16 protein-coding genes and 5 pseudogenes are annotated in these 19376 nt (G+C 75.0%); 8 read left to right on the top strand and 13 right to left on the bottom strand.

Features of this window, described 5'->3' with window-relative positions:
• Positions 1–290: 290 nt before the first annotated feature.
• Positions 291–1020 (bottom strand): annotated as a pseudogene (locus tag OJ254_RS17990) (VIT1/CCC1 transporter family protein).
• Between the two features lie 430 nt (positions 1021–1450).
• On the opposite strand from OJ254_RS17990, the pseudogene OJ254_RS31670 reads away from it, so the two are divergent.
• From OJ254_RS31670 to OJ254_RS17960, 7 genes and pseudogenes are all read left to right on the top strand, one after another.
• A pseudogene (locus OJ254_RS31670) lies at positions 1451–1843 on the top strand (ADP-ribosylglycohydrolase family protein); the annotation flags it as partial.
• A gap of 110 nt (positions 1844–1953) precedes the next feature.
• Positions 1954–2229: pseudogene (locus OJ254_RS31665) on the top strand (ADP-ribosylglycohydrolase family protein); the annotation flags it as partial.
• 199 nt (positions 2230–2428) lie between these two features.
• Positions 2429–3788: pseudogene (locus OJ254_RS17980) on the top strand (ADP-ribosylglycohydrolase family protein).
• Between the two features lie 157 nt (positions 3789–3945).
• Positions 3946–5076 carry an ADP-ribosylglycohydrolase family protein gene (locus OJ254_RS17975; protein ID WP_423835920.1) on the top strand — a complete coding sequence of 377 codons (1131 nt, stop codon included), beginning with the start codon at positions 3946–3948 and terminating at the stop codon, positions 5074–5076.
• Positions 5073–6527: pseudogene (locus OJ254_RS17970) on the top strand (ADP-ribosylglycohydrolase family protein); the annotation flags it as partial. The gene OJ254_RS17975 and the pseudogene OJ254_RS17970, both read left to right, overlap by 4 nt.
• A 70-nt stretch (positions 6528–6597) precedes the next feature.
• Positions 6598–7851: a CaiB/BaiF CoA transferase family protein gene (locus tag OJ254_RS17965; protein ID WP_423835919.1), complete on the top strand. Its 1254-nt coding sequence runs from the start codon at positions 6598–6600 to the stop codon at positions 7849–7851.
• A 14-nt stretch (positions 7852–7865) separates the two neighbouring features.
• Complete coding sequence (locus OJ254_RS17960; protein ID WP_265365209.1) at positions 7866–8906, top strand: HpcH/HpaI aldolase/citrate lyase family protein; 1041 nt, start codon at positions 7866–7868, stop codon at positions 8904–8906.
• A 31-nt stretch (positions 8907–8937) separates the two neighbouring features.
• On the opposite strand, the gene lgt is transcribed toward OJ254_RS17960, so the two are convergent.
• The 11 genes from lgt to hisI all read right to left on the bottom strand — a co-directional run bounded on the left by lgt (position 8938) and on the right by hisI (position 18505).
• Positions 8938–10068 (bottom strand): prolipoprotein diacylglyceryl transferase, encoded by a 1131-nt coding sequence (lgt, locus tag OJ254_RS17955; RefSeq protein WP_265363150.1) that lies wholly within the window; start codon positions 10066–10068, stop codon positions 8938–8940.
• A 96-nt stretch (positions 10069–10164) separates the two neighbouring features.
• Positions 10165–11166 (bottom strand): DsbA family protein, encoded by a 1002-nt coding sequence (locus tag OJ254_RS17950; protein ID WP_265363149.1) that lies wholly within the window; start codon positions 11164–11166, stop codon positions 10165–10167.
• Positions 11167–11415: 249 nt separating this feature from the next.
• A complete protein-coding gene (gene trpA / locus OJ254_RS17945) occupies positions 11416–12234 on the bottom strand; it encodes a tryptophan synthase subunit alpha (protein WP_265363148.1) in 819 nt (272 codons plus the stop codon).
• A complete protein-coding gene (gene trpB / locus OJ254_RS17940) occupies positions 12234–13514 on the bottom strand; it encodes a tryptophan synthase subunit beta (RefSeq protein ID WP_265363147.1) in 1281 nt (426 codons plus the stop codon). The genes trpA and trpB overlap by 1 nt, the downstream gene beginning before the upstream one ends.
• A gap of 112 nt (positions 13515–13626) precedes the next feature.
• Entirely contained in the window at positions 13627–13863 is a 237-nt protein-coding gene (trpM, locus tag OJ254_RS17935; protein ID WP_265363146.1) for a tryptophan biosynthesis modulator TrpM, read from the bottom strand.
• An 18-nt stretch (positions 13864–13881) separates the two neighbouring features.
• The gene (gene trpC / locus OJ254_RS17930) at positions 13882–14691 is read right to left on the bottom strand and encodes an indole-3-glycerol phosphate synthase TrpC (protein WP_261952054.1); all 810 of its coding nucleotides are present in this window, start codon (positions 14689–14691) and stop codon (positions 13882–13884) included.
• A gap of 151 nt (positions 14692–14842) precedes the next feature.
• Entirely contained in the window at positions 14843–15301 is a 459-nt protein-coding gene (locus tag OJ254_RS17925) for a DUF2752 domain-containing protein (RefSeq protein WP_423835918.1), read from the bottom strand.
• Between the two features lie 158 nt (positions 15302–15459).
• Positions 15460–15702, bottom strand: a complete 243-nt coding sequence (locus OJ254_RS17920; RefSeq protein ID WP_261952052.1) for an HGxxPAAW family protein — start codon at positions 15700–15702, stop codon at positions 15460–15462.
• A gap of 85 nt (positions 15703–15787) precedes the next feature.
• Complete coding sequence (locus OJ254_RS17915; RefSeq protein WP_265363145.1) at positions 15788–16504, bottom strand: TIGR02234 family membrane protein; 717 nt, start codon at positions 16502–16504, stop codon at positions 15788–15790.
• 67 nt (positions 16505–16571) lie between these two features.
• Positions 16572–18107 carry an anthranilate synthase component I gene (locus tag OJ254_RS17910; RefSeq protein ID WP_265363144.1) on the bottom strand — a complete coding sequence of 512 codons (1536 nt, stop codon included), beginning with the start codon at positions 18105–18107 and terminating at the stop codon, positions 16572–16574.
• Between the two features lie 11 nt (positions 18108–18118).
• On the bottom strand, positions 18119–18505 hold the full coding sequence (gene hisI, locus OJ254_RS17905; protein ID WP_265363143.1) for a phosphoribosyl-AMP cyclohydrolase: 387 nt from the start codon (positions 18503–18505) through the stop codon (positions 18119–18121).
• A 39-nt stretch (positions 18506–18544) separates the two neighbouring features.
• Between hisI and OJ254_RS17900 the strand changes: the two genes are divergently transcribed.
• Positions 18545–18694 carry a hypothetical protein gene (locus tag OJ254_RS17900; protein ID WP_158795122.1) on the top strand — a complete coding sequence of 50 codons (150 nt, stop codon included), beginning with the start codon at positions 18545–18547 and terminating at the stop codon, positions 18692–18694.
• Positions 18695–18734: 40 nt separating this feature from the next.
• Here OJ254_RS17900 and OJ254_RS17895 read toward each other — a convergent pair whose 3' ends face one another.
• Positions 18735–19367, bottom strand: a complete 633-nt coding sequence (locus tag OJ254_RS17895) for a TIGR03085 family metal-binding protein (RefSeq protein ID WP_265363142.1) — start codon at positions 19365–19367, stop codon at positions 18735–18737.
• Positions 19368–19376 lie beyond the last annotated feature (9 nt).

Genomic DNA, 19376 nt, shown 5'->3' with positions numbered 1-19376 from the left:
TCGGCTCTCCCAACGTCGTCGTGGCATAGGCATTGCCGAGGGACGACGTTGGCCCTCCGCGAAATTTCGTGCAGGTTACAGGATGGCCCGCTTCCCGAGAACCGAAAAGAGGCTTCCAACATGCGGACACCGCACGCGCGGTGAGTCGTGGACGCGGACGGAAATCAGCCGTCCCACAAGGCGGCGTTCGGCGAGCGACATTGCCCGCGACGCCTGGGGCTTATGCCCGGTCGTCAACAAACCGAAACCGCGGGGTAACGGGTTAATTATGCAGTCACCCGTATGACGCGTCACCCTACGACGGTTCCGAACAGTGCTCCCAGGGCGTACGTCACACCCGAGGCGGCGCCGCCGAGGGCGAGTTGGCGCAGTCCGCTGTACCACCAGGAGCGGGCCGTCACCCGCGCCACGACGGCCCCGCAGGCGAACAGTCCGACCAGCGCGAGCAGCACCGCGGGCCAGATCGCGGAAGCCCCAACAGGTAAGGAAGGACAGGCAGAAGCGCGCCCAGCGCAAAGGATCCAAAGGAAGAAATGGCGGCAACGGTCGGAGAAGGAAGGTCGGACGGGTCTATTCCCAATTCCTCGCGGGCATGGATCTCCAGCGCCTGCTCGGGGTCGCGGGAAAGCTGTTCGGCGACCTGGCGGGCGAGCTCCGGCTCGACGCCGCGGGACTCGTAGAGGGCCGCGAGCTCCTCCTGCTCGTCCTTGGGGTGCTTGCGCAGCTCGTCGCGCTCGATGTCCAGCTCGGCCTGCACCAGCTCGCGCTGCGAGGCGACCGAGGTGTACTCCCCGCGGCCATCGAGAAGGCACCGGCGGCCAGCCCGGCGAGGCCGGTGATGATGATCGTCTGCTGTGACAGCGCACCGCCCGCGACACCCGTCATCAGGGCGAGGTTCGAGACCAGACCGTCCATCGCGCCGAAGACGGCGGGGCGCAGCCAGCCGCCGTTGACATCGCGGTGGGTGTGGTTGTCGCGGTGTGCCACATGCGTCGGCGCCGCGGCATCCATGATCTCCATGACGGACATATCGGGACCTGCTCCCTTCCGCGAGGTGTGGGCCGATGGCGGCACTTCCCCCTGCAACCCTCGAAGTTATGCGGGGATCACCCTCCGCCGCTAGCAAGGAAGGCCGAACTTACCGCGCTGACCTGCGGTTTCTTCAAAAAGTCGGTAATGGGAGGCCGGTCACGGGCGGTGATCGGGCCGCTTGCGGGCCCGGTCGTGGGTCCGTAGGGGCGTCCCGGCCGGGGCGTCGACCGGGTGACCTCGCGGCCCGGCGCAGGAGAGCCGGGGCACCGCGTGGCACGCATAGCACCATGAGCGCAGCGGACCCCCCGTCCCGGCGCCGGGCGCCCCGGGCCCGGCCGGCGACGGCGTACGCGACCGGGCCCGCGGGGCGCTGCTCGGGCTCGCCGTGGGGGACGCGCTGGGCGCCCCCGCGGAGAACATGAAGCCCTCGCAGATCCGCCGCCGCTGGGGCCGGATCGAGGGCTACGTCGAGGACGACCCGGCGGGCACCGACGACACCGAGTACGCGATCTTCTCCGGGCTGCTGCTGGCCGCGCACGGCTCGGCACTGACCGTCGCGGACGTCGAGGCGGCCTGGCATCAGTGGATCGCCGACCGGGACGAGGGCCCGTTCCGCGGCGCCGGCTTCAGCGAGCGCGGCACCCTGGAGAACCTGCGGCGCGGCCTGGCCGCCCCGATCTCCGCGCAGCACCGGCACGCCTGGAGCGACGGGCTGGCGATGCGCGCCGCGCCGTTCGGGGTGTTCGCGGCCGGCCGGCCCGCCGAGGCCGCCCGGCTGGTCGCCATCGACGGCACGGTCAGCCATGACGGTGAGGGGATCTACGGCGGCCGGGCGGTGGCCGCCGGGGTCGCCGCCGCGATGGTCGCCCTCCCCCAGGGCCCTCGGCGCGCTCCGGGCCAGGGGGGACGCCCCTCACCGACGTGGTGCTGGCCGCCGCGCTGTCCGTCGTCCCGGAGGACTCCTGGACCGCCCGCTCGCTGCGCCGGGCGGTGGCCGCGGCCCAGCGCTGCGGCCACGATCCGGGCATCACCCAGCTCGGCACGGAACGCGCGGTGCGGTCCGCCGTCGTGGTCGGCGGCTATCCCTGGACGGACCTGGCGCCGGAGGCGGTCGGGCTGGCCTTCGGGGCGTTCGCGGCGGCTCGCGGCGACTTCCGGGGCTCGGTGCTGACCGCGGTCAACATGGGCCGGGACGCCGACACCACGGCCGCGGTCGCCGGGGCCCTCGCCGGAGCCCTGGGCGGGGCACCGCGATCCCCGAGGACTGGGCCCGCGCCATCGGCCCGGCCCGCGGCAGCTGCCTGCCGTCGATGGCCGGCTACCACGTCCTGGACATCGCGGACCTGCTGGCACCGGACGGAGTGGGCGGGGGCCCGTCCGGGGCGTCCCCCGGGGCGTGGCCCGTTCCCGGGGCCGGAGCCGGGGCGCAGGCCGGCGCCGGGGTGGGGCCGGGATGAGCCACGGGATGAGCGGCCGGGTGGATGGCGGGGCCGGTGGGACGGGCGCCGGCGGGCCCGTGGACGCCGCGCACGGCCGGATCGAGGGGCTGCTGCTCGGGCTGGCCGCCGGGGACGCCGCCGGATGGCCCGCGGCCCGGCACCGGGCGGCGCGGATGCCGGAGTGGACCCGGCGGCTCACCCGCGAACTGGACACCTTCGCGGAGCAGAACGCCACCACCACCCTGCCGGTGCCGATCGCCCTGAACCAGCCGCCCGAGCCACTGCGGCTGGGCCGTCCGACGACGCCGAGTGGGCGGCCTTCACCGCCGGGTCCGTACTGACCGCGGCCGGGGCACTGCTCAGCGATCTGGGCCGGAACCGCCGGATGCGGGCCGCCCTCGACCTCGCCTGGAACGCGCTCGCGAGCGAGGTCGCCACGGCCGCCGACCGGGCCCCCGAGGTGGAGTCCGCCGTCCTGCCGCTGCGCGCCCGGATCTCCGTACGCGCCGGGCTCGGCAACCTCGCCGCCGGGCTGCGGCCGCCCGCCACCGGCCACGACAACCCGCACTTCTTCGACGACGCGGCGTGCGTCCGGGCCGCTGTCCTGGCCGTGGTGCACCCGGGCGACCCGGCCGCGGCGGCGGACCTGGCCGAGTACGACGCGCGCTACACCCAGGACGGCGACGGGGTGCACGGGGCCCGGGCGATGGCCGCCGCGGTGGCCGCCGCGCTCGGCGGCGCCCCGGCGTCCGGCGCGGTCGACACCGCGCTGGCCCAGCTGCCCGACGGCACCGAGATCCGCCGCAACGCCCTGCACGCGGTCCACCTCGCCCGGACCCACGCCACCGACCGGCCCGGCCGCCCCGGCACCGCGTTCGCCCTGGTGCCGGTCCTGGAGCACGAGATCGTCGACCACGTCTACAGCTACGGCATCGCCGCCGCCGAGACCGTGCCGGTGGCCCTGGCCCTGGCACTCGCGACCGACGGGAAGGTCGCCGAGGCGGTGCCGGCCGCCGCCTGCCTCTCCCGGGTCGCCGACTCCGCGCCCGCCCTCGCCGGGCGCTGACCGGCGCGCTCGGCGGTGCCCCGGGACTGCCCCGCACCTGGCGCGACGCCTGCCGGGTGCTATCCGGCTGCGCACTGCCCCGGCTGGCCGGCACCGACCTCGTCGAACTGGCCGGCGCGCTGGCCCGGGCGGAGCTGACCACCCCGGAAGGCCCCGCGGGCGCCGGCCCCGCAGCCCCGCCCGGAGCCGCCCCGGAGGCCGCTCCGGACCCCTCCCCCGCCCCTCTCGTGGAAGGACTCGTCCGCACATGACGTACACCAGCGACGCCGCACCGGAGGCACCGGGCGCACCCGATGTCCTCGGCGTCGGGGCCACCCAGATCCTGCCCGTCACCCCGTCGCGTCCGCCCCGCCCCCACCGGTCAGGCCCGATGCCCCCTCCCTGGAGGACCGGGCGATCGGCGCTCTGGTGGGGGCCGCGGTCGGTGATGCGCTCGGCGGTCCGGTCGAGGGCCGGACGCCGGAGGAGATCGTCAAACGGTACGGCGGCCGGGTCACCGGCATCGTCGGCCCGTTCCACGACGACTGGCGCACCGCCCGCCCCCTCGCGCCGTACCACAAGGGCAACGGCCACGTCACCGACGACACCCTGATGACCCATGCGCTGGTCCGGGTCTACGAGTCGGTGCGCGACCACCTCGATGCCTACGACGTCGCCGACCACCTCGTCCCGGACCTGATCGGCACCCCGCGCTGGATCCCGGAGCTGGAGGCCGAGGCGCTGCCGCTGCAGCGGATCTTCCTCGCCGAGAAGTGGATCGTGGCCCGGCTGCACTACGGGCACGCCGATCCGCGCGAGGCGGGCGTCGGAAACATCGTCAACTGCGGTGCGGCGATGTACATGGCGCCGGTCGGTGTGGTCAACGCCGGTAATCCGGACCGGGCCTACGCCGAGGCGCTGGACATCGCCGGTGCGCACCAGTCCTCCTACGGGCGGGAGGCGGCCGGGGTGTTCGCCGCGGCGGTGGCCGCCGCGTTCATGCCCGACGCCACCCCGTCCTCGGTCGTCGTGCAGGCCCTGCGGCTGGCGAAGGACGGCACCCGCGCCGCGATCGAGGCGGTCTGCGAGGCCGCCGCGCCGCTGCGCGACCACGAGTCGGCACTGGCCCCGCTGCGGGCCGCGGTCGCCCCGTTCGACACCGTCGGCCCGGACTACCGCAACCCCTCGCTCGGCGCCCGCCGCCCCTCCCGGCTGCACGCGATCGAGGAACTCCCCATCGCGCTGGGCATGTTGCTGGTCGGCGGCGGCGACTTCCGGTCCACCGTGCTGGGCTCGGTCAACTACGGCCGGGACTGCGACTCGATCGCCACGATGAGCGGCGCGCTGGCCGGTGCGCTGCGCGGCGCCTCGGCGGTGCCCGAGGAGTGGAGCGCCGAGGTCGGCCGCGCCAGCCGCCTCGATCTGCAGGCCCCGGGCGCGGCGCTGGCGACCGTCGCCCGCGAGATCTTCACCCGCGACCGGGCCCGGGCCCGCACCCACGAGCAGGCGTTCACCGCGATCTCGGCCATCCCGGCCCTGGCGGAGACGAGCGCACCGTGACGTCGCGGGCCCCGGCCGCCGCCCGGCCCGTCCCGGCCGCGCCGCTCCGGCTGACCTGGGTGCAGCCCGAGGACCTGCTCGGGCACGAGCTGCGGCAGGCGGCGGAGGACGGCCGGGACGCCGCCGCGGTGGCCCGGATCGCGCGGCGCTGGCAGGCGGCGGGCGGGGCGCCGGCACCGGAGCGGGCGGGCGCCTCGGACCGCCCCGCGGACCCGGAACTGCGCGCCACCGCGACCGCCCTGCTCGACGAACTGGCCGCGCTGCCCAGCCCGTTGGCCGTGGACGAGCCGACAGAACTGACGGACATTCAGGCGGCTTGCTCCGCATGGCCGTTGGCGCGTACCGGCGCGGGCACCGGTGAGCCGGCCGCCGCCCGGCTGGAGGCCGCCTGGCTCGGGCGGGCGGCCGGCTGCCTGCTCGGCAAGCCCGTCGAGAAGCTGCCGCTGGACGGTATCCGGGCCCTCGCCCGCGCGACCGGGAACTGGCCGCTGACCTCGTACTTCACCGACGAGGGGCTCGATCCGGCGGTGGCCGCGCGGTACCCGTGGAACCGGCGCAGCCGCACCACCTCGCTCGCCGGGCGCATCGACGGGATGCCCGAGGACGACGACCTCAACTACCCGCTGCTGAACCTGCTGCTGCTCGAACGGCACGGGCCGGACTTCACCGCCGCCGACGTGGCGCGGCTGTGGCTGGACGAGCTGCCGGCCGGGCGGACCTTCACCGCGGAACGGATCGCGTACCGCAACCTGCTGGACGGCATCGAGCCGCCGCACACCGCGCGCCACCGCAACCCGTTCCGGGAGTGGATCGGCGCGCAGATCCGGGCGGACGTCTTCGGCTGGACCCAGCCCGGCGACCCGGCCGCGGCCGCGGCGCTGGCCTGGCGGGACGCCACGCTCAGCCACACCGCCAACGGCGTCTACGCGGCGATGTTCATGGCCGCCGCACTGGCCGCGGCCGGATCGGGGTCCCCCCGCTCGACCGAAGCCGAGAGTGGGGGAGGCACCGATGTGCACGGCGCGCTGCGGGCCGGGCTCGCGGTGGTACCGCCCCGGTCCCGGCTGGCCCGGGCGGTCCGCCGCGGCATCGCCCTGGCCTGCGAGGCGCCGGACCGCACACCGGCCGGATTCGCCGCCGTCGCCGACCAGTTGCACACCGCGTACGGCCACCACCACTGGGTGCACGCGGTGCCGAACGCCGCGCTGCTGGCCGCCGCGCTCACCCATGCCGACGGCGACTTCGCCGGTTCGGTCTGCCGGGTGGTGTCCGGCGGCTGGGACACCGACTCCAACGGGGCGAGTGCCGGTTCGCTGACCGGGCTGCTCGCCGGCGCGCCGGACGCGCTGCCCGGCCACTGGACCGCGCCGCTGCGCAACCGGCTCGCCACGAGCGTCGGCGGGCTGGACGGCATCGGCTTCGACGCCCTCGCCCACCGCACCGCCGCGCTCGTCGTCCCCCGGACCGAGCCGCGCCCCTTCCCGACCGAGTCTCCCCTGACCGACCGGAGGTCGCCGCACCATGACCGACCCGTCCCTGTCCGGGATGTCCCGGCCCGCTGCCGCCGGCCCGAAAGACGCCGCCCCCTCCCCCGGCCCGCTCGACGGGCTGCGGGTGCTCGACCTCGCCACGCTGTTCGCCGGCCCGCTCGCCGCCACCCTGCTCGGCGACTTCGGCGCCGAGGTGATCAAGATCGAGCATCCGCACCGGCCCGATCCCGCGCGCGGACACGGGCCCGCCAAGGACGGCGTCGGGCTGTGGTGGAAGCTGCTGGGCCGCAACAAGCGGACCATGACGCTCAACCTGTCCCATCCGGACGGCCGGGAGGTGCTGCTGCGGCTGGCTGCCGGGGCGGACGTGGTCATCGAGAACTTCCGGCCCGGGACCCTGGAGAAATGGGGGCTGGGCTGGGCCGAGCTGTCCGCGGTCAACCCGCGGCTGGTGCTGGCCCGGGTCACCGGCTTCGGGCAGTTCGGCCCGTACGCCCGGCGGCCCGGGTTCGGCACCCTCGCCGAGGCGATGAGCGGCTTCGCGGCGATCACCGGCGAGCCGGACGGGCCGCCGACCCTGCCGCCGTTCGGCCTCGCCGACGGCATCGCGGCGCTCACCGCGTCCTACGCCGTGATGGCCGCGCTGCGCGGGCGGGAGGCCACCGGCCGCGGCCAGGTCATCGACCTGGCGCTGATCGAACCGCTGCTGACCGTCCTCGGCCCGCACCCGCTCTGGTACGACCAGCTCGGCCACGTCCAGCCGCGGACCGGCAACCGCTCCGCCAACGTCGCCCCGCGCAACACCTACCGGACCGCCGACGGCTCCTGGGTCGCGGTCTCCACCTCCGCCGAGTCGGTCGCGGAGCGGGTGATGCGGCTGGTCGGCCGGCCGGAGGTGATCGACGAGCCGTGGTTCGCGACCGGCGCCGGCCGGGCCCGGCACGCCGACGAGCTGGACGCGGCGGTCGGCGACTGGATCTCCCGGCACGACCGGGACGAGGTGCTGGCCGCCTTCGAACTGGCCGAGGCGGCGATCGCGCCCGTCTACGACGTCCGGGACGTGCTGGCGGACCCGCAGTACGCGGCGCTGGGCTCGATCACCGAGGTCCCGGACGACGAGCTCGGCCCCCTGCGGATGCAGAACGTCCTCTTCCGGCTGTCCGAAACCCCGGGCGCCATCCGGTGGGCCGGCCGCCCGCACGGCGCGGACACCGACGAGGTGCTGGCCGCCCTCGGCCTGGACGAAGGGGAGATCACCGGACTGCGGGAGGCGGGCGCGCTGTGACCAAGGCCCCGCCGATGCCCCAGGAATCCCCCACCGCCACGCCACTGACCTGGCTCTATGTGCCCGGCGACCGGCCCGGGACAGTCGCCAAGGCGCTCGGCTGCGGGGCCGACGTGGTGGTCCTCGACCTGGAGGACGCGGTCGCCCCGGACCGCAAGGACTACGCGCTGGGGGCCACCGCCGAGCTGCTGAGCGACCCGGCGCCGGGCCCGGTGCCGGTGCACGTCCGCGTCAACGCGCTGGACGGTCCGCTCGCCGAGCACGAGATCCGTACCCTCGCCGCGCTGCCGGGGCTGGCCGGGCTGCGGCTGCCCAAGGTGCAGGGGCCGGCCGACATCCGCCGGGCCGCGGGCTGGGCGACGACGGCCGCCGGGCCGCTCGGCGGGCCGGCCGGCGGACGGTTCGCGGAACCGGTCGAAACACCGCTGGCCGCGTCCGCCCTCACCGGCCGGCTCACCGCCGGACGCACCGCCCGCGGTCCCCGCACCGCCCGGCCCGGCCCCGGCACGGCCACCGCCACCCTCGCCCCCGCGGCCGGTCAGGCCACCCGCGCGCTGCCCGCCACCCCGGCGCTCTACGCCCTGCTGGAGTCCGCCCTCGGCATCGAGCACGCCTTCGTCATCGCCACCGCGCACCCGGCGCTGCGCGGGATCTCACTCGGCGAGGCCGACCTGGCGGCGGAGCTGGGGGTACGGGACGAGGCGGGGCTGGCCTGGCCGCGCAGCCGGGCCGTGGTCGCGGCCCGGGCGGCCGGGCTGGCGCCGCCGCCGCAGTCGGTCTACCCGGACGTGCACGACCTGGAGGGCCTGGCCCGGTCCTGCGCCCAGGGCCGGGCGATGGGGTTCCTGGGCCGGGCGGCGATCCATCCGCGCCAGCTGCCGGTCATCGAAGCGGCCCACCTCCCCTCGCCGGAGGAGATCGAGGCGGCGGCGGAGATCGTCCGGGCGGCCGCCGCGGACGGCGGGGCCCAGGTGCTGGCGGACGGGCGGTTCGTGGACGCGGCCGTGGTGGCCGGCGCCCGCCGGGTGCTGTCGCTGGCCGCACGCAGACAATGAGGCGGCCCGGGACACGGGGTCCCGGGCCGCCTCAGGCCTGGAGAAAGGTCAGCTCCTGATCCTCAGGACTTCTTGCTGTCCGCGGCCTCGGCGGCCGGCGCTTCGGCGGCCGCCGCCTCCGGCTTCCCGTCCTGCGCCGGGTCCGCCTTCTCGGTCTTCTCGGTCTTCTCGGTCTTTTCCGCCGTGCCCTTGCCGGCGGACTTCTCCGTCTTCGCGGCGGGCTTGTCGACCGAGACCTTGTCCCGGCCCCGTCCTCGGCTTCCGCGGAGGCGCCGTCGGTGGGCTCGCCCTCCCCGCCGTCCTTGCCGGCCGCGGCGGCCTCCGCGGCCGCGCGCTCCTCCAGCGCACCGGGCTCGACGACCTCTTCGCGGCCGGGCGCCTTCTTGGCGGAGACCACGAAGTAGACGACGGCCAGGACGAAGACGATCAGCGCGGTCCAGACGTTCAGCCGCAGGCCCAGGATGTGGTGCGCCTCGTCGACCCGCATGTACTCGATCCAGGCGCGGCCCGCGCAGTAGGCGGCGACGTACAGCGCGAAGGCCCGTCCGTGGCCGAGCCGGAAGCGCTTGTCGGCCCAGATCACCAGCGCCGCGACGCCGATGCACCACAGGCACTCGTAGAGGAAGGTCGGGTGGTACGTGCCGCCGACGCGGCCGATGGCCGGGTCGGAGCTGATCTTCAGCGCCCAGGGGACGTCGGTGGGCTTGCCGTAGAGCTCCTGGTTGAACCAGTTGCCCCAGCGGCCGATCGCCTGGCCCAGCGCCAGGCCCGGCGCCAGCGCGTCGGCGTAGGCCGGCAGCGGGATGCCACGGCGGCGGCAGCCGATCCAGGCACCGACCGCGCCGAGCGCCACCGCACCCCAGATGCCCAGGCCGCCCTCCCACACCTTGAAGGCGTTGAGCGGGTGCCCGTCCTTGCCGAAGTACGGCTCGTACGTCGTGATGACGTGGTAGAGGCGGCCGCCGACCAGTCCGAAGGGCACGGCCCACACGGCGATGTCCGCGACCGTGCCGGAGCGGCCGCCGCGCTGGACCCAGCGCTTGTTGCCGAGCCAGACGCCCACGAAGACGCCGATGATGATGCAGAACGCGTAGCCGCGCAGCGGGATCGGGCCGAGGTGTACGACGCCGACCGACGGGCTGGGAATGAATGCGAGTTCCATGGCAGGGACGACGCTACCGCGCCGGGCCGGGTCGGCGACAACCCGCCCGGCAACGGCTCCGTAACGACCCCGCCGGTGCGTCGTGACGCTGTGTGGCTAGGAGGAGGGCACGGCCGCGGCCCCCTGGTGGGCGTGCGCGCGGGTGCCGGGTGCGCCGTCGGCGCCCGTGCCGGGCGAGGCACTCGTGACGGGTGGGGCGTGGTGGCCCCGCGATGCGCCGTGGCCGGACGACCCTCCGTGGCCCGACGACCCTCGGTGGCCCGACGACCCGCCGTGGCCCGGTGAGGCGGGGGCGGACGGGGCGCCGGTGCCCGGCTGCTTGCCCTTGTTGGCGTCCAGGACCATCTGCTTCAGGTCCGCCGGGGTCATCCGGCCGCCCTTGACCTTGGACAGGTCCTTGCCGTTGAGCAGGACGGTCGGAGTGCCGCGGTATCCGGAGGAGGCGAAGGCATCGTTGGACTTGCGGACGAACGCGTCGTACTTGCCGTCGTTGACGCATGCGGTGAAGGCGGGGGTGGTCAGGCCCTTGACCTTGCCGGCCAGCTGGAGGAGGACCTTCTTGTCGGCGAACTTGTCCTCCTGCTCGGGCGGCTGGTTCGCGTACAGGACGTCGTGGAAGTCGCGGAACAGTCCGGCGTCCTGGGCGCACAGCGCGGCGTTGGCGGCGTTGAGGGAGCCCTTCCCGCCGGCGTTGCCGTCGATGATCGTCACGAGGTGGTACTCGCTCTTCAGCCGGCCCTGGTCCTGGAGTTCGTGGATCACCGGGCGGAAGCCGGTCTCGAACTGCTGGCAGGCGGGGCAGCGGAAGTCCTCCCACACCGTGAGGGTGGAGGGGGCGTTCGGTGCGCCCACCGGGACGGCTGGTCGGTCACCGCCGCTGGCCTGCTTCGGCAGGGCCGTCTCGTTGTCGGAGCTGCTGCCGCCGCTGCCCGACGACATCACCCAGGCGGTGACGCCGCCGGCGATGGCCAGCACCACCAGCACCGCCCCGGCGACGATCGCCTGCCGGCCGCGCCGGGCGCGCGCCTGCTCCTTCTCCCGCTGGGCCTGCAGCCGCTCGCGGGCGCTTCTCTTACCCTCTTGGTTCTTCTGGCTCACGCCCCTGACAAACGAAGCGGAGGGGTGCCGTCGCACCCCTCCGCACCGATGTTCGCCCTATCGAGGGACGGCGTTCCGTGCCGCCGTGGACGTCCGCCCGGACGGCCGCCGGCCCCTGGGACCGGCGGCCGTCACTCCCGGATGCGGCCGTCCCTCCCGGCCTGCGGCTGTTCTTCCCGGCCTGCGGCTGCCCCTCCCGGCCTGCGGCTGTTCTCCCCGGCCTGCGGCTGTTCTTCCCGGCCTGCGGCCTCAGGAGCGCTTGCGTACGCCCTCGGCCAGGTCGCCCGCCAGGGCGCGCACCCCGGCGAGACCGGCCGGTTCGTCGCCGTCGGCCTCCAGCAGCCGCTTGACGAACGCCGAGCCGACGATCACCCCGTCCGCGAACTGGGCCACCTCGGCGGCCTGGGTGGCGTTGGAGACGCCCAGCCCGACACAGACCGGCAGCTCGGTGGTGGCGCGGGTGCGCACCACGAGCTCCTGGGCCTCCCGGCCGACGGACTCGCGGGTGCCGGTGACGCCCATCAGCGAGGCGGCGTAGACGAAGCCGCTGCCGGCCGCGGTGATCTTGGCGAGCCGCTCGTCCCGGCTGCTCGGCGCGACCACGAAGACGGTGGCCAGGCCGTGCTGCTCGGCGGCCTTGCGCCACACCTCGGACTCCTCGACGGGGAGGTCCGGCAGGATGCAGCCGGCGCCGCCGGCCTCGGCCAGGTCGGCGGCGAACCGCTCGACACCGTAGGCGTCGACGGGGTTCCAGTACGTCATGCACAGCACCGGTGCGCCGGTGGCGGCGTGTACGTCGCGGACCGTGCGGATGACGTCGACGATCTTGATGCCGCCGCGCAGTGCGATGTCGTCGGCGGTCTGGATGACCGGGCCGTCCAGGACCGGGTCGCTGTGCGGCAGGCCGACCTCGACGATGTCGCAGCCGCCGTCCAGCATCTCGGTCATCGCGCGGATACCGCCGTCGACGGTCGGGAACCCGGCCGGGAGGTAGCCGACGAGCGCGGCGCGGTTCTCCGCCTTGGCCTGGGCCAGTACGGAATCGAGCAGTTCGATGTTGCCTGCCATCACTTCTCCCCCTCGCCGGTCGGCTGGACCGCGCCGTTGACGTCGGCGCCGCCCTTCCCGTCGTACAGCCCGAAGTACCGCGCCGCGGTGTCCATGTCCTTGTCGCCGCGGCCGGAGAGGTTGACCAGCAGCAGGCCGTCGGGGCCCAGCTCGCGGCCGACCTCCAGGGCGCCGGCCAGCGCGTGGGCGCTCTCGATGGCCGGGATGATGCCCTCGGTCCGCGACAGCAGCCGCAGTGCCTGCATCGCGGCGTCGTCGGTGACGGCGCGGTACTCGGCGCGGCCGACGTCCTTGAGGTAGGCGTGCTCGGGGCCGATGCCGGGGTAGTCCAGGCCGGCCGAGATCGAGTACGGCTCGGTGATCTGGCCGTCCTCGTCCTGGAGGACGTAGCTGCGCGAGCCGTGCAGGATGCCGGGGGTGCCCTCGGTGAGGGTGGCGGCGTGCTCGCCGGTCTCGACGCCGTGGCCGCCCGGCTCACAGCCGATCAGCCGGACGTCGGCGTCGGGCAGGAAGGCGTGGAACAGGCCGATGGCGTTGGAGCCGCCGCCGACGCAGGCCAGCGCGGCGTCCGGCAGGCGGCCGGCGCGCTCCAGGATCTGCCGGCGGGCCTCGACGCCGATGACGCGGTGGAAGTCGCGCACCAGGGCCGGGAAGGGGTGCGGGCCGGCGACCGTGCCGAAGAGGTAGTGGGTGCGGTCGACGTTGGCGACCCAGTCGCGGAACGCCTCGTTGATGGCGTCCTTGAGGGTCCGGCTGCCGGACTTCACGGCGATGACCTCGGCGCCGAGCATCCGCATCCGGGCGACGTTGAGCGCCTGCCGCTGGGTGTCGACCTCGCCCATGTAGATGGTGCAGTCGAGGCCGAAGAGGGCGCAGGCGGTGGCGGTGGCGACGCCGTGCTGGCCGGCGCCGGTCTCGGCGATGACCCGGGTCTTGCCCATGCGCTTGGTGAGCAGCGCCTGCCCCAGCACGTTGTTGATCTTGTGCGAGCCGGTGTGGTTGAGGTCCTCGCGCTTGAGGAACACCCGGGCGCCGCCGGCGTGTTCGGCGAACCGCGGCACCTCGGTGAGCGCGCTGGGGCGCCCGGTGTAGTTGACCATCAGGTCGTTGAGCTCGGCCGCGAACGCCGGGTCGGCCTTGGCCTTCTCGTACTCGGCCGCGACCTCGTCGACCGCGGCGACCAGCGCCTCGGGGATGAACTTGCCGCCGAAGGCACCGAAATAGCCCTCGGGGCTGGGCACCTGCCCGTCGGGGTCGGGAAGGAAGAAATCGGAGGACATGAAACGCGCTCCTCGATCGGGGCGTACGCCCCGCACTATCGGATTTCGGACATCACGCTACGGGAGAGGCTGCCGCGCAGGCCGGTACCGGGGACGGACGTCCGTCCCCGGATCAGCGTGCGGCGGCGCTGCGCCATCGGCGCCCGTTGATCTGTCCCGGCTCCGAGCCGATGTGGTAGCGCACCCGCCGTCCGCGGACCCGGCGGGCCGGCGCGCGGCAGCCGCGCGGCCGGCAGCCACGGCCCAGTCCCGCATGCCGGCCGTCGCCGGCGGCAGCGGCGAGCAGCACCGCCGGCCCGGAGCGGTGGCCCGGGCCGGGGCGGCGGATGCGGAAGGCGGTGGCGGTCATCTGGGGTGTCCGGGGCCGTCAGGCCCGTCCGTGGCGGATCGCCGGGTGGGAACCGGCGGCGACCAGGTCGGCCACCGCGGTCTTCGGGTCCTTGCCGGTGACCAGCGACTCGCCGACCAGGACCGCGTCCGCGCCGTCGTTGGCGTACGCGATCAGGTCGTGCGGTCCGCGGACACCGGACTCGGCGATCTTGACGATGTGGTCCGGGATCTCGGGGGCGACCCGGGCGAAGTTGCCGCGGTCGACCTCCAGCGTCTTGAGGTTGCGGGCGTTGACGCCGATGATCCGGGCGCCAGCGTCCACCGCGCGGGCGACCTCTTCCTCGTCGTGCACCTCGACCAGCGGCGTCAGCCCGATCGACTCGGCCCGCTCGATCAGCGAGACCAGCGCCTCCTGCTCCAGCGCGGAGACGATCAGCAGGGCGAGGTCGGCACCGTAGGCGCGGGCCTCCCACAGCTGGTAGGCGGTGACGATGAAGTCCTTGCGCAGCACGGGGATGTCGACCCGGGCCCGGACGGCCTCCAGATCGGCCAGCGAACCGCCGAACTTGCGCTGTTCGGTCAGCACGGAGATCACCGCGGCGCCGCCGGCCTCGTAGTCCGCGGCCAGGCCGGCCGGGTCGGCGATCGCGGCCAGCGCGCCCTTGGAGGGGCTGGAGCGCTTGACCTCGCAGATGACCGTGACGCTCTCGCCCTTGAGTGCCGCGACACCGTCCATCGCGGGGCGTGCCTTGCGGGCCCGCTCCTTGAGCTCGTCGAGGGAGGTGCGCGCCTGCCGCTCGGCCAGGTCGGCGCGGACCCCGTCGATGATCTCGTCGAGCACACTCACGCGAGCGGCCTCCTTCTTGAGCGGGGGAGGTGGACAGTGGCCCGTGGGACGCACTGCCCCATCCGGCTCTCCGATGGTATCCGCCACGGGATGCAGGTCCCGCATCCGGTTGACCGTGGTCCCACAAGCTGGACACCTGCGCGCCGGCGGCTCATGGCGCCAGACCACTGCCGAAGGGGAGATTGCGGACGGTCGTGAAGACCAGCAGCAGGCCGCCCAGCGCCCACCAGTGCACGGCGCGCGGCCGCGGTCCGGCCGTGCGGAGCCCGCGGGCCGCCCGGCCGGCCCAGACCGCCCAGAAGGCCGCGCCGGCGGCGCAGGCGGCCACCAGGAGGGCGTTGGCGGCCAGGGCGGTGGCCAGGTCCGCGTGCGCGAGGGCGTGGGCACTGCGGAGCCCACCGCAGGCCGGGCAGAGGACACCGGTGAGGTGCCGCAGCGGGCACACGGGGTAGTGGCCGGGCTGATTGGGGTCGACGGCGCCGACGTAGCCGAAGGCCGCGAGGGCGGCGGTCAGCGTGCCCAGCGGGGCCCGGAGGCGGCGGGGCAGTCCGGCCGCCGGCGGGGCTGCCGGCGGAGCTGGGGGCCGGGCACCGGCCGCACGATCGCTCACGTGCCGATTGTGCGCGGATACGCGCGAAGGCGCAGCTTCTCGGCCGCCGTACGGAGTGGACACGGACGGCGGGTACGGCACCCGCGGGGTGCGTACGGGCCGGGAAGCGGCGCCTTCGGGGGCAGGGCGGTCCGGAGGATCACCCGGTGCGGGGCGGCTCAGCCCTCCTGCGGCTGCGCCTGGGGGGTGCGGGCCTTCGCCGCGCCCTTGGGCTCCTGGCCCAGGCCGGCCGCGCGCATCAGACCGCCCACCACGGCGCCGGCGCCGATGAGCACCATGCCGGCCCAGAAGCCGGGCACGCTCCCCAGCACGATGAAGGCTCCGGCGACACAGAAGCCGATGAACGAGATGATGACGCCCGTCCAGGCTGCGGGGGTGTGTCCGTGGCCACTGCTCGACATGAGTGCTCCTCGTTGCTCTATCGCGCCGGGGTCCGGGCGCGGTGATCCTCGGCGTCCATTGTCACCGATGCCGGAAGGGGCCCCTTTACCGGGTGGGGTCCTCGCCGCGGTCCAGGGACTTCCAGATCTCCTCCGGGCGGTCCAGGTCCGGGGCCGCCGGGGCGCGGCGCGGGCCGCGGGCGCCGCCGGGCGTGCGCTCGTACCGGCCCGACATCGCAGGCCAGCGGCGCCCGAACAGCAGCGCCAGGACGCCGGCGACGAGCAGCAGCAGACCGCCGGCCGCGGCCACCCAGGGCCAGCCGGTGTGCGTGACGTGATGCACATCGGCGCCGGTCAGGCCGACGGCGGTGGCCGCCTTCTCGCGGAGTGCGGAGGTGTCGGAGTTGCCGAGCACGGCGGCGACGACGATGCCGGTGCCGCTGAGCGCGAGCAGTGTGGCGACCGCGATGCGGCCGGCCCGGCGGACCGCGAAGACGGCGACCAGCGCGGCCAGGCCGACCACGGCCAGTGCGCCGGGCACGCCGGTGACGTCGGCGCCGGTGACCGTGCGCGGCAGCTCGCCCTGGGCCAGCACCGCGGAGCCGCGGGCCCAGGTGCGGCCGGAGGCCAGCAGGGCCAGGCCGGCGCCGGCCGCGCCGGTCAGCAGCGCGAGCGCGAGGCTGCGCCGGGCGCCGCCGGCGGCCCGGGCCGGACCGGACGGGGTGCCGGCCGGGGGCGCGGTCTCGTCCGAAGGCGCGGTGTCCGGGGACTCGGCGGCGTCCGGGGGCTCGGTGGCGGCGGGGGTCTGCGGTGCGGCACTCACGCGTACCACTATCGCGCACCGGCCGCAGGGGGCCGGTGCGCGGGGGTGGTAGTGGGCGGGCGGTGGGCTAGCGGCCCAGGTGGTTGGCGGTGTGCACGGCGCGGAGCACCGCCGCCGCCTTGTTGCGGCACTCGGTGTCCTCGGCCACCGGGTCGGAGTCGGCGACCACGCCGGCGCCCGCCTGGACGTAGGCGGTGCCGTCCCGCAGCAGCGCCGTGCGGATCGCGATGGCGGTGTCGGAGTCGCCGGCGAAGTCGAGGTAGCCCACGCAGCCGCCGTACAGGCCGCGCTTGGTCGGCTCCAGCTCCTCGATGATCTGCATGGCGCGCGGCTTGGGCGCGCCGGACAGGGTGCCGGCCGGGAAGCAGGCGGTGAGCACGTCGAAGGCGGTGCGGCCCTCGGCGACCTCGCCGGTGACCGTCGAGACGATGTGCATCACGTGGCTGTAGCGCTCGATGGACATGAAGTCGACGACCTCGACGCTGCCCGGTGCGCAGACCCGGCCGAGGTCGTTGCGGCCCAGGTCGACCAGCATCAGGTGCTCGGCGCGCTCCTTGGGGTCGGCCAGCAGCTCGTCGGCGAGCGCCTGGTCCTCCTGGACGGACGCCCCGCGCGGGCGGGTGCCGGCGATGGGGTGGACCATGGCCCGGCCGCCCTCGACCTTCACCAGCGCCTCGGGGCTGGAGCCCACCACGTCGAACGCGCTGCCGTCGGCGGCCTCGAAGCGGAAGAGGTACATGTACGGGCTGGGGTTGGTGGCCCGCAGCACGCGGTAGACGTCCAACGCGCTTGCCGTGCAAGGGGTTTCGAAGCGCTGGGAGGGCACCACCTGGAAGGCCTCGCCGGCCCGGATGCGCTCCTTGATGTCCTCGACGGCGTCCTGGTAGGCGGGGCCGCCCCATTCGGCGGTGTACGCGGGGACCTCGGACGGCGGCAGCGCGGCGGCGCTGGGCGGCGCGGGCCGGGCGAGGTCGTCGGCCATGGTGTCCAGGCGGGCCACCGCGTCGGCGTACGCCTCGTCGATGCCGGTGTCGAGGTCGTTGTGGTTGATCGCGTTGGCGATCAGCAGGACCGTGCCGTTCCAGTGGTCGAGGACGGCCAGGTCGGAGGTGAGCAGCATGGTCAGCTCGGGCAGCCGGAGGTCGTCGGCGGTACTGTCGCCGATCTTCTCCAGGCGGCGCACGACGTCGTAGCCGAGGTAGCCCACCATGCCGCCGGTGAAGGGCGGCAGTCCCGCGCCCTCGATGAGGTCGCGCGGGGTGTGCAGCGCCTCGACGGTGGCGCGCAGGGCGGCCAGCGGGTCGCCGTCGGTGGGCACGCCGACCGGCGGGGTGCCGAGCCAGTGCGCCCGGCCGTCGTGCGTGGTGAGGGTGGCGGCGCTGCGGACGCCGACGAAGGAGTAGCGCGACCACGTGCGGCCGTTCTCGGCGGATTCCAGCAGGAAGGTGCCGGGGCGCTCGGCGGCGAGTTTTCGGTACAGCCCGACCGGTGTGTCGCCGTCCGCGAGCAGGCGCCGGGTGACGGGGATGACCCGCCGGTCCTTGGCGAGCGTGCGGAAGGTGTCGAGGTCCGGATGGGCGGTGCCGGTGGTTCCCGTGGTCATGGCAGCGGAGCCTACTGGTCCCGGGGGTCCCCGGTCGTCAGCACATCGGCGTCGAAGCAGGTGCGGGCGCCGGTGTGGCAGGCGGCGCCGACCTGGTCGACCTTCACCAGGAGGGTGTCCGCGTCGCAGTCCAGGGCGACCGACTTGACGTACTGGACGTGGCCGGAGGTGTCGCCCTTGACCCAGTACTCCTGGCGGCTGCGGGACCAGTACGTGCAGCGTCCGCTGGTCAGCGTGCGGTGCAGCGCCTCGTCGTCCATCCAGCCCATCATCAGCACCTCACCGGTGTCGTACTGCTGGGCGATGGCGGGCACCAGGCCGTCGTTGCCGCGCTTGAGGCGGGCGGCGATCGCGGGGTCCAGTGCGGAGTCGGCGAGGGGCGTGCGGCTGCTGCTCATGGCTCCATTGTGCCGTGCGGACCCTGTCATCCTGCAGATATGCCCCCGCAACCGCCGCCGCCCGTACCACCGCCCCCGCCGCCGGAGCCGGACCGGGCCGCGCGGGTGGCGGCGCGGGTGCTGGGGGCGGTGTTCGCGGCGGCGGTGGTGGTGGCGGTGGTGGTCGTGCTGGTGCTGCTGCACCGCTGAGGGCGCACAGCGCCCCGGGCCGGGGGCCCGCAGCCGCCGGTCAGATGCCGAGCTTCGCCGCCAGCAGCCGGTCGACCGCTTCCTTGTCGCCGTCCAGCTGCACATCGGCGACCCGCTGCCGGCCGAAGGCGAACATCGTCAGCTCGCCGGGCTCGCCGACGACCGTGACGACCGGTGCGCCGCGGTGGGCGACCGCCGTGCGCCCGTCCGGGCGGCGCAGCACCAGCCCGACCGGTGAGCTGCGGCCCAGCACCCGGGCCATCCGCTCGATCCGGGTCCACAGCGCGTCCGCGAAGACGGGGTCCACCTCGCGCGGGGTCCACTCCGGGCCGGCGCGCCGGACGTCCTCGGCGTGGACGTAGAACTCGACGGTGTTGGACGCCTCGTCGACCGGCTTGAGCGCGAACGGCGACAGCCTGGGCGGGCCGGTCCGGATCAGATGGATCAGCTCGCCGTACGGTTTGGCCGCGAATTCCGCCTGCACCCGCTCCAGCCGGCCCGCCAGTGGTTTGACCAGCAGCCCGCCGGCCGCGTCGGGGCGGCGCTCGCGGACGACCACGTGCGCGGCCAGGTCCCGGGTGGTCCACTTCGCACAGAGCGTCGGCGCCTCGGGCCCGGCGCTCTCCAACAGGTCGGCGAGGAGGAGTCGTTCACGCTTCGCATGGGTCGACATAACGGCCAG

The organism is Streptomyces endophytica, from assembly GCF_026153355.1.
Lineage (GTDB): Bacteria > Actinomycetota > Actinomycetes > Streptomycetales > Streptomycetaceae > Streptomyces > Streptomyces endophytica.
The sequence above is the reverse complement of the archived record's forward strand: the minus strand, read 5'-3'. Positions and strand labels throughout refer to the sequence as shown.

What these genes read in the sequence shown, in the direction of transcription:
- OJ254_RS17900 (WP_158795122.1), top strand. Translation starts at nt 18,545, where the DNA reads ATGCCCCCGCAACCGCCGCCGCCCGTACCACCGCCCCCGCCGCCGGAG.
- OJ254_RS17910 (WP_265363144.1), bottom strand. Translation starts at nt 18,107, where the DNA reads ATGACCACGGGAACCACCGGCACCGCCCATCCGGACCTCGACACCTTC.
- OJ254_RS17895 (WP_265363142.1), bottom strand. Translation starts at nt 19,367, where the DNA reads ATGTCGACCCATGCGAAGCGTGAACGACTCCTCCTCGCCGACCTGTTG.
- trpM (WP_265363146.1), bottom strand. Translation starts at nt 13,863, where the DNA reads ATGACCGCCACCGCCTTCCGCATCCGCCGCCCCGGCCCGGGCCACCGC.
- hisI (WP_265363143.1), bottom strand. Translation starts at nt 18,505, where the DNA reads ATGAGCAGCAGCCGCACGCCCCTCGCCGACTCCGCACTGGACCCCGCG.
- trpB (WP_265363147.1), bottom strand. Translation starts at nt 13,514, where the DNA reads ATGTCCTCCGATTTCTTCCTTCCCGACCCCGACGGGCAGGTGCCCAGC.
- OJ254_RS17960 (WP_265365209.1), top strand. Translation starts at nt 7,866, where the DNA reads ATGCCCCAGGAATCCCCCACCGCCACGCCACTGACCTGGCTCTATGTG.
- trpA (WP_265363148.1), bottom strand. Translation starts at nt 12,234, where the DNA reads ATGGCAGGCAACATCGAACTGCTCGATTCCGTACTGGCCCAGGCCAAG.
- OJ254_RS17920 (WP_261952052.1), bottom strand. Translation starts at nt 15,702, where the DNA reads ATGTCGAGCAGTGGCCACGGACACACCCCCGCAGCCTGGACGGGCGTC.
- lgt (WP_265363150.1), bottom strand. Translation starts at nt 10,068, where the DNA reads ATGGAACTCGCATTCATTCCCAGCCCGTCGGTCGGCGTCGTACACCTC.
- OJ254_RS17965 (WP_423835919.1), top strand. Translation starts at nt 6,598, where the DNA reads ATGACCGACCCGTCCCTGTCCGGGATGTCCCGGCCCGCTGCCGCCGGC.